This window comes from Psychroserpens mesophilus (genome assembly GCF_050617655.1).
In the GTDB taxonomy this organism is placed as follows: domain Bacteria; phylum Bacteroidota; class Bacteroidia; order Flavobacteriales; family Flavobacteriaceae; genus Psychroserpens; species Psychroserpens mesophilus_A.
This window is the reverse complement of the sequence record NZ_JBODQC010000009.1, coordinates 1-14063: the sequence shown is the minus strand read 5'-3', so window position 1 is coordinate 14063 and position 14063 is coordinate 1. Positions and strand designations below refer to the sequence as shown.

Genomic DNA, 14063 nt, shown 5'->3' with positions numbered 1-14063 from the left:
TTATCTAGTTTATTTCGTAAATGATGATTGAATTATCATCACCTTTTACAATCACTTCTATCAAATTGTCATTGTCAATATCATCCATTTCAATTGATGAATTGCCATATACAGGAAAGTTGCGTATAGGCTTTGCCTGACTGTCAAAAACATATACTTTTTTAGCCTGTAAATCTGTGACAGTTACATAAATTTTATCATTAATATAAAATATTTTTGGAGCTGTATAATCTCCAAAATCTAAATTTATAGTTTTGGTTTTTATCGTCAGTTTATTATCTGATAAAGCTACGAGTGTTTTGCTTGTGGTAGCAATAGAATGTTTTTCGCTGAGTTTTAAATTTTGGTGTTTAACATGACCACTTTGGTTAACCTCTAATAATTCTCCGCTGGAATTACTTGTCGTGAAATTGTTTTTGTAAAGAAAGATCTCATTTCCTGAAAAATCAATACTTTCTTTAACATTAACTCTTCTTTTTCCAACACGATCTAAAACTTCCATAGTGTTGCCATCTGCAAAGACTATGTAATCTTTTCTGCCAACTCTAAAATGTTTAGGTTGAGTTGTTATGTTATTTTTTGCAGTTTTAAATTTAAACCCGCTAACAATTTTACCCTTTTGATCATACATTAAAGTGTTTTTACCTTGCGTTAGCATTAAGCGGTAATTTCTTTTATTGTCATAATCGAAAACGGAGAGTGGTTGAGTGATTTTATCATTAAATTTTAGAGGGAAAGGAGAGACATTTTTTCCATTTCTATCTAAAACATACATGTTGTTTGAAGTCACAAAAGCTAATTGTAATCGTCCGTTTTTATACATATCAATCTGTTCGATTCGTCCTAGTATTTGTCCGTCAAGTTGCTTTTTCCAAAATATTTTACCTTGATTTGAAATGAGATATAAATTGTTGTTGATGTCCTGAACTGCGATGTCTTTTTGATTGTTGGTATGGTTATTAACCAATTGAGGCTCATTTAAAATACTGGTGTCTAATGTGATATTTAAATCTTCAGTTACTGTGTTATTGATAACTCTAGACTTGTTCGTTTTAAATATAGCATTAACATGAGCAAAGTCGGTATCATAAATGTATTGTATTGCAGATGTTTTATAGTCTTTTAATTTTAAGTTTTTATCGTCATTAAAATTTAAATTTAAAATCGTATTCAAATCGTTTTCGTTGCTGTAAATAAATAAGGACGATTCATCACTAAGGTTGAGCATCATATTTTGAAAGTGACTTGTTTCAAAAAGGGTCGTATTGTTTTGAAAATTGGCGATTATTCTTTCTAAGAATTCGACGTCCTCTGTAAAAATGAAGAAATCTTCAATATTGGCATAGTAAGAAATTGTTGTTTCAGGAATTAAGGGTGAAAATAATTCGTTTATCAATTCAGAATTATCCCAACTGTAAATATCTACAGATCTGTATGTAGAATGCCTGTTTAAAGACAAGCTCTCTTGAGTCGTTGCTGCATCAATAGATTGAAGGATTATGGCTCTATTGTCATCAATCTCTACAAAACCACTTTCTATAATAGTTTCAAAAGGATATAGCTCTGGAAGGATAGAATCTGTAGCAGTGTAGGTTGTTAAATGGTCTTCAAAAACCCTTATATGATTATATGTGAAACTAATGAAATAATCACTGTCGTAAGGTATGGCTTTGGCTATTTTGTTTTCCTGCGGAATGGTGTTTTTAAATAGATTAATTAAGCATTTAGTAGAATCTGAAGCTTTTGTGATTCCATTTAATACAATGTCGTTTTGCGAAATGTCGCCATCAAGTAGTAAATAATTTGAAATCTGTGCGGCATTTAATTTTGAATCTTTAAAAGTCAGAGGATTAAATGCATTCTTCTTAAGGTTGATTAATACCGAAACTGATTTGTTTTGGTTTGATACGTTTAGTAGTTTTTCAATTTCAGAGTTTAAATCTTTTTGTTCAAATGAAGCTTCCACTAAATTTAATCTGTTTGAAATAAATAAAACACTGTCTTTTACATGTGAGTAGAAAATGGAGTTGTCTATATTGAGTTTCGAAATCGATGTATGCTTGGTGCTGAATTTTTCAGAGATGCTATTTGGTATAGAATCTAATTCAAAAATAGAGCTCTTAAAATTGGTGATAAAACTAATTTCTAGACTATCATTTGGGTCTTTAGACAATGTAATTAAAAAGTCGTTTTCAGGTTTTAAAAATGAAATTGGTTTTAGTTTTTTATTAAAATCCTGAATTTGAGAATAGTTAAGAAGTTCTTGTAGTAAAGCGTTATTGCTTACTGCGCTTTTTAAACTTTGCAATGAATGAGTTTTGATGATTAACGATGCATTTTCAGGGATGTAATTAAAAATATCTGATGCCGCTTTTTTATCATCATGACAACTTGAAATTAAAACACACAAGAGGATTAATAGCCAAATGTTTTTCATTGAAAAGATTTTTACAAATATAAAAAGTTACAGTTCTAATTTTAATTGTTCGGGCAATAATCTAAAAGATTTTCTATGGTATTTTGTGATGCCATATTTTTTAATGGCAAGCCTGTGTTCTTTTGTAGGATATCCTTTGTTTTTAATCCAGTTGTACATTGGATATTCTTCATGAATTTTAGCCATATAAGCATCTCTGTAAGTTTTGGCTAAAACAGAAGCCGCTGCAATGGAAAGAAATTTACTATCGCCTTTAACTATGGTTTGATGAGGAATTGATAGGTAAGGTTTGAATCTGTTTCCATCAACTATGATAAAATTGGGTTGTGGATTTAAATCATTAATGGATTTGTGCATTGCTAAAATTGAAGCATTTAAAATGTTGATGCTGTCAATTTCATCTTGAAAAACATGAGATACAGAAAATGAAATAGCGTCTCTTTCTATTATTGATTTTAAATGTTCTCTTTTTTTTTCTGAAAGCTGTTTAGAATCATTCAGTATGATGTTTGCGAAATTATCAGGTAAAATAACTGCTGAAGCCGTTACTGGACCTGCCAAGCAACCTCTTCCTGCTTCATCAGTTCCGCACTCTGATTTTAATTTTGAAAAGTTAGCTAAAAGACTCAAGAATGTTAAAGTTTGGACAAAGTTAAAATTTTAACGCAACCTTTCATAAAGTAATGCATCTTAAAGTTAGTAAACACATTGATTGTGCAATTATTTAATGAACATTTTAATTGTTAGGTTGTTAACATTTTTTTGGCAAAAATACTTGTTTATTTAATATATTATTAAGATGTTTGCGCTAGACTAACTCAAATAATTGTTTTATGAAATTAAAGTTAACATGGTTAATGACGCTTTTTATGGCGTTTGTGATGCAATTTTCTTTTGCACAAGAGAAAACAATCACAGGAACAGTTACATCGGCAGTTGATGGTTTGCCATTGCCTGGTGTGAATGTAATTGTAAAAGGAACTTCAAGAGGAGTTCAAACAGATTTTGATGGTAATTATTCTATCAAAGCAAGCGAAGGAGAAACATTGGTTTTTTCATTTATCAGTATGAAAAGTACTGAAATGCTTGTTGGTTCAAGTAATTCTATAGATGTAGTATTGACTGAGGATGTTGCTGCTCTAGATGAAATTGTGGTTACAGGTTATAGAGGTGCTACTAATAGTACTAAGATTACGTCGTCTCTAGCAACTGTAAACGCTGAGTCAATCGAGCAGGTTCCAATTACATCTGTGGATCAGATGTTACAAGGTCAGGCTGCGGGTGTTAACGTAAGTACTGGATCTGGTCAACCAGGACAAAGTGCTACAATAATTATTCGTGGTAGAAACTCGCTTAACGGTGATACGGAACCATTATTTATTATTGATGGTGTTCCAGTTGATCAAGATAACTTCCGTAGTATTAACCAGAATGATATTGCTACGATGTCTGTTTTAAAGGATGCTGCTGCAACTGCTATTTATGGTAACAGAGGTGCAGGTGGTGTAATTCTTATTACAACTAAAACTGGTAAGAAAGGTTCAGGTCTTCAGGTTAAATACAGATCTTTATTTGGTTTCTCTGAATTACCTACTCCTAAGTTTGATGTAATGAATACAAGAGAACTTTTAACATTCCAAAGACAGTATGCTAGTGAAATACCTGGTGTAGCATTTGGTGAAGGTTTAACGGATCAGCAAATCAATGCTATTGCTCAACAAGCAAATACAAACTGGTCAGATATTTTATTGCGTCAAGGTAAAACAGAATCACACGAACTTACAGTAACTACTGGTGGAGAAAATAGTTCATCTTTTTCTTCTGTTCAATACTTTAAACAAGAAGGAACAACATTAGGTAGTGATTTAAAGCGTTTTTCTTTTAGAAATAACTTTAATGCAAATACTAATGATAATAAATTAAACTTCTCTACGACGTTAACAGCTAACTACTCTGTTAGTTCTTTCGTAGTAGATGCACTTAGAGATCAAAACACAGGTGGTGATTTAGATAATCCGTTCATTGTTCCTTATATTGGTTTACCTTATTTATCTCCTTACAACGGAGATGGTTCAATTAATATTTGGGGTACAGGTCCAACTTCTACTGGAGGTTCTGGAGCTTATAATGCAGATGGTTCAATTAATTTTGATGATGTTGACGGTTTTCGAAATACACCATTTATCGCTTTAAACACAGCTGCTTTAGGTACAGATCAAGAATCTGAAATTAAAATAGTTGGTAGAATTGCAGTGGATTATAACTTTGCTAAGAATTTAACTTTCGGAACTTCTTTCGGTGTTGATTACACTAATAGAGAGCGATTGTTTATAAATCCTCCAGGAAGTATTAGAAGTTTTAGAACTCCAACTGATGCCTCTGAATTCAAAGGGACTCAATTTGAAAGTTTCTATAGAGATGCAAACTTTATTACAAACGCATTTGTACGTTATGATAATAACATAACTGATAAATTAAATTTAAATGCTGCTGTTTTTGCTGAGTATAACTACTCTAATACACAGGTGGCAAGTCTACAGGCTTATGGTTTAAATCCAGCATTACCAACTTCTGGTTCTGGTTTTACTCCTGGAGATACTGTTGAAGGAGATAATGTGTATAATTACATTCCTGATGTTGGTTCAAGTGAATCTGAATTGGCTTTAGCTTCTGTATTTGCAACTTTAGACTTAGATTATGATGGACGTTATGGTTTATCAGGTTCTATTAGAAATGATGCTACTTCTCGTTTTGTTGAAAATAGAGATGGTATATTCTGGTCTGTTTCAGGTAGATGGAATATTGATAAAGAAAGCTTTATGGAGAATGTGGACTGGATTTCTGTATTAAAATTACGTGCTAGTTACGGTGTTGTAGGTAATCAAGGTGTTGGTACACGTTACCAAGGATTACAGACAGTTACCTCAGGTAGTGGATATCAATTAGGAAATTCTTACCAGTTAGGAACTTTAATTGATCCTGCTATTCAATGGGAAACTTCAAATCAAGCTAATATTGGTTTAAGCTTTGGTTTCTGGCAAAACAGACTATCGGGTGAAATCGATTTTTATGATAACTTAACTACAGATTTATTTGCTGGTAAATTATTATCTACTGCAGGAACAGGATCAGCTGCTGTTACAACTAACGTAGCAGACATGAGTAACAAGGGTATTGATTTACAAATTTCTTATGATTTATTAAGAAAATCAGCATCTAATAACTGGTCAATTACTTTAAATGCTAATGCTAACTATAACAAAAACCTTGTGGAGTCTCTACCAGGAGAATTTACAGGTGGTTCATTAAGAATTGCTGAAGGTTATGCTGCTAACACTTGGTTCTTACCAAGATGGGCAGGAGTTAATCCAGCAAATGGTGAACCTCTTTATTTAGATGTAGATGGCAACTTAACCAATGAGTACAGTTTAGATAATGCGATTTATTTAGATAAAAACTTTGATCCTACTTACACAGGTGGTTTTGGTGCAGACATTAGTTATAAAGGATTTGCTTTAAATGCATTATTTGCATTCCAAGCTGATCGTTGGAAGAGAAATAGCTCTTTAGCACTTATTGAAGATCCTAATTTAGGGGCTAACTTAAATTTATCCTCATCAATGTTAAATGCTTGGACAACACCTGGACAAGTAACTGATATACCAGCATTATCATATGGTGGTTTAAGAGCTGTAGCTGGTGATAGATATTTAGAGGATGCTTCTTTCTTAAGATTAAGAAACGTATCTTTATCTTATAGCGTAGATAAAAAAGTACTTGAAAGAACTAACTTGTTTACCGGAGTTCGTGTATTTGTACAAGGAACGAACTTGTTTACTTGGACTAAGTTTAGAGGATTTGATCCAGAAGGAACTGTTGCTACAACATTCTTCGAATATCCTGTAGCTAGAACTTTTAGTTTAGGATTTGATTTAACTTTTTAAAAAAAAATAGAAATGAAAAAATATTTAGTAATATTAACTTTAAGTGTCGCGACAGTTTTTGTAAGCTGTAGTGACCAGTTAGATAGGTTTCCGGTAGATCAACTAGTTGAAGATACCGCTTACAATACCGTTAGTGATCTTCAATTTGGTCTTAATGGGGTTATAGGAAATTATAACTATAACTACATCATTGGATTTAACTCTATCTTTACAGATAACACCAGATTAGGTGTTGATAATGGTGGTCAAGAAGTAGGTTATCACAACCAAATTTTGAATGCTGATTATCCAGCACTAAATGGTAGTGCAGTACTATGGAACAACCGTTATTCTGGTATAAATGATATGAATAGGTTGATAGTAGCTGCGTCTTCTATCACTCCAAGTGCAGAAGAAGCTGATACCTATAACAACATATTAGCACAGACATATGCTTTTAGAGCATTAGCTCATTATGAATTATTATTGTATTATGCTTTGGATATGACTGATGAGTCTGCGTTAGGTGTGCCTTACGTAGATTATGTTTCAGCTAGTGAAACTCCAGGAAGAGATACAGTTGGTACTGTTTTAGCTGGTATTCAAAGTGATTTAGATGCGGCTTTAGCTTTATTTCCATCAGGTTTTTCTGATATCAATTTTGCTACTCCTGATTTTGTGACTTTTTTAAGAGCTAGAATAGCTTTAGAAACAGGTAACAATCTTCAGGCAATTGGATATTGTAATGACTTAATTCCAAACTATCCTTTGGCTGACTTTAGCCAGTATATTGGTATGTTCAATGAAGATGCAGACAAAACTGAAGTAGTTTGGAACTATGATAACGTTCAAGGAGCTGATTATGGTATCAATTTCCTTTGGAATTTCTCAGGACAAGGTCCTAAATTTGAAATATCAAGAGAGTTATTTAATTTATATGATGATGCTGACATCAGAAAAACTGTTGTTTTAGATCCAGCTAGTGATGTAGATGAAGACAGATTAGTTATTGGTAAGTATCCAATCAATGCAGATACTCAAGCTATTAATGATTTTAAAGCTATGAGAATATCTGAAATCTATTTGATTAGAGCAGAAGCTTATGCGAAGACGAGTCAATTTGGTTTAGCAGCAGCAGATGTTTTAGCAGTACGTACTGCAAGACTTATAACTACACCTGATGCAATAGAGTATGATAATGTTGCTGAAGCTGTAGAAGGTGTAATTGCTGAGAGAAGATTAGAGTTATCTTTCGAAGGACATAGATATACTGACATCAAGAGAGTTAGATCTATAACTAATGATGGTATATTAAGAAGTGAAGATCTTGGTGACTGTGAAGGAGCAACTCCATGTACTTTACCAGCTTCATCAAATAAGTTCATACTTCCTATACCTCAAGGAGAAATTAATGGTAATCCAGTAATTAGTGGGCAACAAGCTCCTGGTTATTAATCTTAAAAAAAATAACAATTATGAAAAATATATTTAAATTATTCATCATTTGTCTGCTTATTACTTCTTGTGAAGAAACAGAGTCAGTGACTTTTGATGGTAGAACAGCAGTTGGTTTTTCTGTTAGTGAAATTAATCTTGACATTCCAACAGGAGGTCTTACTACAAGTGTTCCTCTAGTGTCAACAACAACTGATTCACAAGACAGAACTTTTAATGTTGTGGTTGTAGAGTCTTCTGTAGAAGCCAGTGACTATTCAATCGGAACAGCTACAATTCCAGCAAATTCTTACGAAGGGACATTAGATGTAACTTTTAACTATGATGGTTTGGAAGATTTTGTACTCAACACTTTAATTTTAGCAGTTGAAGTTCCAGGTGGAGGTAGTGCTTTTCCACCAGTTGAATTTACTTTTTTAAGAGAATACGACATTACTACATTTGTTTGTACTGATTTAACACTTATTTTAAATGAAGACGGATATGCTGATGAAAGAAGTTGGGAAATTACAAATAGTAATGGTATCGTAGTTGAATGTGCAGATTTTCCTGCTTGTCCTGCTGGAGCGGCATCAGGTAGTTTAGATCCAGCTACTTATAATTTTGCTATTCCAACATTACCAGCTGGAGATTATACATTTACAATCTACGATTCTTATGGAGATGGTCAATTTGATGGAAGCATCGAAGGTAGCTATGCTTTGGTTTGTACTTCTCAAACCGTAGTTACTTATGCATCTGGTGGTGGTAACTTTGGTGATTCAGAGTCAACTGACTTTACTATCGTAGAATAATAATTAAATTAAAATTTATCTTATGAAAAAAATATTAAAATTATTGCCAATCGTACTTCTTGTATTTGCATTTAGTTGCGATAGTGACGACGATAGTACCAAATTCTATGATGAGCCAACAACAGGATGGGTTGAGTTTGCTACGTCTACAAGTGCTACTACAGTTTCACCTGTACAGGAAACTTTATCTTTACCAGTTAGTTTAAGAGTTCCTGTTTATGAAAATGGGATTAATATAAATTATACTTTAGTGCCAGTTGAAGGTGATTTTTCTTCAATCGTTACAACAGATAATGTGTTAAATTTCTCTCCTAATGATTTACCAGGACCAGATGGAAGTGCTAGAGTAAAAAGCATTATATTAAATTTTGATAATTTAGATACTGTGACAGATCCAATTGTTTTTGATGTAGTTTTATCTTCAACTGACGTTGATGGTGTTACTATTGGTTTAGACGACGATAGTATTGTTAGTTATAGAGTGTCTACTCCTTGTGCATTAAATCCAATCGTAGACGGTACTGTATACATTGGAACGTCATCTCGTGGTGGTACTGTTGCTCAAGATGGTTATCCAGCTACTATAACAGATCTAGGAAACAATGTTTACATGTTCGATACTACATGGGGACCAAGCTTTATTGATACTTTTGCTGCTCAAGATTTACCAAATATGTTTTTTGCTGCAGTAACATTAGCTATTGATCCTGCTACCTTAGAAGTAGAAATTCTATCAGGTGGATCTGATGGATCAGATAATGGTTTTGGTATTGCTTATGATATTACTGGATCAGGTACATATGATACTTGTAATGATGCATTCATTTTATCAGTAGCAACAGATGGAATATTCGAAAATGGAATATCGGCAGATGTAGTTCTACAAGGCCAATAACAGATTTTTGTTTTAAATACACTAAAAACCCACAATCAAAATTTGATTGTGGGTTTTTTTATGAATCAATACTATAAAATATTCTTAATAAATAATAGATTGTTTTTATCTTTAGCACTTAATAACTACTTTAGTAAAAAAAATAGATGAAAAAGTTTACAATTATATTTGGGATATTTATTTTATCTCAATTAAGTTCAGCAATTTTATTTGCACAAGTCAGATCTGATGTTTGGAATCAGATCTCTGAAGAATCAATAACGACTCCTCGATGGGAAGTTAATTCTATGCCACTAAATTATAATACATTTAGTTTAGATTTTGATAATTTATTTTCTCGTTTACAAAATGCTCCAGACCGAAAACTCGCAAATTCAGTTTCTGGTATTGTTGTGACTTTTCCGTTAGTCAATGGCGGTTTTGAAGAGTTTGAAGTTTATGATGCACCTGTATTAGAAAACCAATTGCAGTCTGAAGTACAGAGCGCACGATCCTTTATTGGTAAATCATTAAATAATAAACATAAGACGATTAGATTCAGTATGTCGATTATGGGGCTGAAAGGTTTAATGTTTGATGCTGAGGAAGGTACTCAGTATATCGATTGTTTAACTAAAGACAGACAGTTTTACATGATGTATTTTAAAAAGGACGTAAACCCTTTAGAAAATCAGATAGTATGTTTAACTGAAGAACAAGAATTTACGGATAGCATAATTAATTCAGACGAGAATGAAAGTTTTAACAGACATGTTGATGATGGTGTTTTGAGAGAATTTAGATTAGCTTTAGCTTGTACTGAAGAATTTTCAAATTATTATCTACTTCAGTTAGGTTTATTATCTGCACCAGATCCTGTTAAAAAGGATGCTATTTTAAATGTAATGAACGACATTATGACTAGGGTTAATGCAGTTTATGAAAATGAGCTATCATTAACTATGACTATAGTTAGCAACAATAGCAATGTTATTTTTTTAGAAGATACCTTTTTGTCTAACAATGACATTACTTCATTAATTAATCAATCTCAAACTTTTATTGATTTATTTGTAGGTGCTAATAATTATGATATTGGTCATATGCTAAGTACTTCCGGGAGTGGATTAGCTCAACTATTTTCTCCTTGTACGAGTAATAAAGCAAGAGCAGTTACTGGAGGTCTTTCAAGTATTCCTCAAGGTGTCGTTTTTGAAAATACACTTTTACATGAAATGGGGCATCAATACGGAGCTTTTCATACTTATAATGCAAACAATTGTGCAGGACCTGTAACACCAGGTTCAGCATACGAGCCTGGAGGAGGAACTACAATTATGTCTTATGCTGGTATTTGCGGTTCAAATTCTAATATTCAACCTGTTGCTGATGATTATTTTCATCAGAACAGTATTAACGAAATGTGGCTTAATTTGACAATTGGTAACAGTACCTGTGCATCACAAACTGCTACCAATAATTCAGAACCTACTGCTGAAGCTGGGAATGATTACACAATTCCTGTTGGAACACCATATAAATTAATTGGAATAGGTTCAGATGTTGATGGCCAAGGAGCATTAACATATACTTGGGAACAGTTTGACTTAGGTCCTAGTATTCCAGTTCCAAGTAATATTACTGAGAATGGTCCTATTGTAAGATCTTTTCCGCCAAGTACTAACAGTACAAGGTATATCCCTAGATTACAAGATTATGTTAACAACGTTAATTCTTCAACAGGTTGGGAAAAATTAGTCCTTGTCAGTAGAGAAATTAATTATTCTTTCACTGTGAGAGATAATGATATTACTGGAGGACAAATAGGCGTCGATTTTATGAAAGTTACAACCGATAATAGTGCAGGTCCATTTAGGGTGACTTCTCAAGCTGCACCAGGTACAGTTTATGAAGGAAATTCGATGCAAACCATAACTTGGAATGTTTCAAACACAAATTCAGCACCTATTAATGCAACCAATGTCAATATACTATTATCAACCGATGGAGGTTTGAATTTTGATACTGTTTTATTGGCTAATACTCCTAACGATGGATCTGAAGACGTAATCTTGGCTAATGTTAATTCTACAACTTGTAGAATAATGGTTGAAGCTGTTGATAATATTTTTTACAACATTAATACCAGAAACTTTGAAATTGAAGAATCACTAAGTATCGACGATCAAGTTTTAGAAAACAGTTTATCAATTTATCCTAACCCTAATAATGGTGAATTCAATATCAAATTAAATTCAAACTTAAACGATTCAGTAACTATTAACGTTTATGATATTCGTGGTAGAACTGTTTTTGAAAACATATACAAAAAACAAGCAGCTGAATTCAATGAAGTCATTAAATTGAATGAAGTTCAATCAGGAGTTTATTTATTAGAGATATCTGTTGGAGAAAATAGAGTGACTAAGAAAATTGTAATTAATTAAATTTAGTTTTTCTATGTTTTAATATAAAGAAGGTGTGTAATTACACCTTCTTTTTTTATCTTGAAAGTGTTTATAAAACAATTAATGATAGTCAGTAATGCTTAAATATGTTTTTTTAGTGTTTTGTTTTCTTCTTTTTAGTGAATTCATTTTTGCGCAAAAGATAAATAAACTCCAAAATATTCAGAATATAGATTCAAGTGATGTAAATAGAAAAAGTACTTCTAATAAAGGTCTTAAAAATGAGGATGCCACAATAGAACAATATAAAATCATATCACGCAAAAGAGACACGACATTTCTAGATACTACTTTGTCAGTTCATAAAGATTATAAGTTTAATTATCTTAGACAAGATAATTTTGAACTAATACCGTTTTCTAATATTGGTCAGACATATAATTCACTTAGTAAAAACTTATTTAGCAATTCAATTTTACCAGTATTTGGTGCTAGAGCACGACATTTTAATTATATGGAGATTGATGACATTGATTATTATCACGTACCTACTCCATTGACAGAATTATTTTTTAAAACAGCATTTCAACAAGGTCAGGTTTTAGATGCTTTTTTTTCTGTAAATACATCTTCTCAATTTAACTTTTCGATAGCTTATAAAGGTTTGCGATCTCTTGGGAATTACCAGCATATTTTAACCAGTACAGGTAATTTTAGAATTACAACAAATTATCATACGAAAAACAACAGATACAATTTAAGAGCGCATATTGTTACTCAAGATTTGTTAAACCAAGAAAATGGAGGGATTAAAGATGAAGATATAGAGAATTTTGAATCTGGAAATGAAGAGTTTATTGACAGGGCAGTGTTTGACCCTCAATTCGAGAATGCTGAAAATATTTTAAGAGGAAAACGTTTTTATTTAGAACATGAGTATAAGCTTCTTAGCCCTAAAGATTCAATAACTAATAGTTTGACAGTTGGACAAATTATTCATTTTGAAGATAAATATTACCAATTTAATCAAAATAGTGCAAACAATTTTTTTGGAGATGCTTTTGCGAGCGTTATTTTTGATAAAACAACTTTAGAGAGTTTTTATAATCGTATCTACTTCAATTATGATAATGTTACTTTTGGTGAGTTCCAATTTAATTTAGATTATAATAATTACAATTATGGCTACAATAGAGTTACTGTATTGAACAACATAATATTACCAAATAGAATAAAAGGAAATACATTTGCTGTAGGAGCACAATATAACAAGAAGTTCAAAGACCTATACTTGTCAGGAGAAATATTAGCTAACATTAATGGAGAATTTGAAGGCAGTAAGCTCGTTGCTAATGCTAAATATAAGTTTGATGATAACTTTAGTGTAGAGACTTCTTTAAAATTAAATTCGTCAGCTCCAAATTATAATTACTTATTATACAAAAGTGATTATATCAATTATAATTGGAATAATATCGATTCTTTTGATAATGAAAATACCAGACAATTAGTTTTAAATTTAAATTCATCTAAAATAGTAAATGTTACTTTCGACTATACAAATATTGATAATTATACTTTTTTCGCTCATGATAAATTAAATAATGTAACAAAACCATTTCAAAGTTCAGAGCAAATTAATTACGCAAGGGTTAAGGTAAATAAAGAAGTCAAATATGGAAAGTTTGCTTTAGATAATACGATACTTTATCAAAACGTTTTGAATGGAGAACAAATAGTAAATGTTCCTGATCTTGTTTCTAGAAATACACTATACTATTCTAATCATTTTTTTAAGAAAGCATTATTTCTACAAACAGGAGTGACCCTTAATTATTTTACTAAGTATAATATGGATGGATATAATCCATTGTTAGCTGAGTTCTATGTTCAAAATGATTCAGAGATTGGAAATTTTCCAAGATTAGATTTCTTTATCAATGCCAAAATCAGGCAAACAAGAATCTTTTTAAAAGCTGAACACTTTAATGCAGCCTTTACAGGCTATAATTATTTTTCAGCACCAAACTATCCTTATAGAGACTTTGCTATTCGCTTCGGCCTTGTTTGGAATTTCTTTCTGTAAAATATAAATAATCATAATCTTCAATCGTCTCATAATAAGGGTATAGCGAGTATTAATAAAAAAAGTTTCAAAAAAGATTAAAAAAG

Annotated in this window: 8 protein-coding genes; 6 read left to right on the top strand and 2 right to left on the bottom strand. The window is 31.8% G+C overall.

The annotated features are described in order from the left end of the window. Positions 1-4: 4 nt before the first annotated feature. Both ACRHNM_RS13605 and ACRHNM_RS13600 read right to left on the bottom strand, forming a co-directional pair. Complete coding sequence (locus tag ACRHNM_RS13605; protein ID WP_431137196.1) at positions 5-2437, bottom strand: ribonuclease HII; 2433 nt, start codon at positions 2435-2437, stop codon at positions 5-7. Between the two features lie 27 nt (positions 2438-2464). Further along, positions 2465-3067 carry a ribonuclease HII gene (locus tag ACRHNM_RS13600; protein WP_431137195.1) on the bottom strand — a complete coding sequence of 201 codons (603 nt, stop codon included), beginning with the start codon at positions 3065-3067 and terminating at the stop codon, positions 2465-2467. Positions 3068-3270: 203 nt separating this feature from the next. Between ACRHNM_RS13600 and ACRHNM_RS13595 the strand changes: the two genes are divergently transcribed. From ACRHNM_RS13595 to ACRHNM_RS13570, 6 genes are all read left to right on the top strand, one after another. Next, entirely contained in the window at positions 3271-6381 is a 3111-nt protein-coding gene (locus ACRHNM_RS13595) for a SusC/RagA family TonB-linked outer membrane protein (protein ID WP_431137194.1), read from the top strand. 12 nt (positions 6382-6393) lie between these two features. Next, complete coding sequence (locus ACRHNM_RS13590; RefSeq protein WP_431137193.1) at positions 6394-7815, top strand: RagB/SusD family nutrient uptake outer membrane protein; 1422 nt, start codon at positions 6394-6396, stop codon at positions 7813-7815. A 20-nt stretch (positions 7816-7835) separates the two neighbouring features. Continuing rightward, the gene (locus ACRHNM_RS13585) at positions 7836-8609 is read left to right on the top strand and encodes a hypothetical protein (RefSeq protein WP_431137192.1); all 774 of its coding nucleotides are present in this window, start codon (positions 7836-7838) and stop codon (positions 8607-8609) included. Between the two features lie 22 nt (positions 8610-8631). Continuing rightward, a complete protein-coding gene (locus tag ACRHNM_RS13580; RefSeq protein ID WP_431137191.1) occupies positions 8632-9504 on the top strand; it encodes a hypothetical protein in 873 nt (290 codons plus the stop codon). Positions 9505-9650: 146 nt separating this feature from the next. Beyond that, positions 9651-11930, top strand: coding sequence for a M12 family metallo-peptidase (locus ACRHNM_RS13575; protein WP_431137190.1), 2280 nt, complete (start codon positions 9651-9653; stop codon positions 11928-11930). 97 nt (positions 11931-12027) lie between these two features. Then, positions 12028-13977 (top strand): putative porin, encoded by a 1950-nt coding sequence (locus tag ACRHNM_RS13570; protein ID WP_431137189.1) that lies wholly within the window; start codon positions 12028-12030, stop codon positions 13975-13977. Positions 13978-14063: the final 86 nt, after the last annotated feature.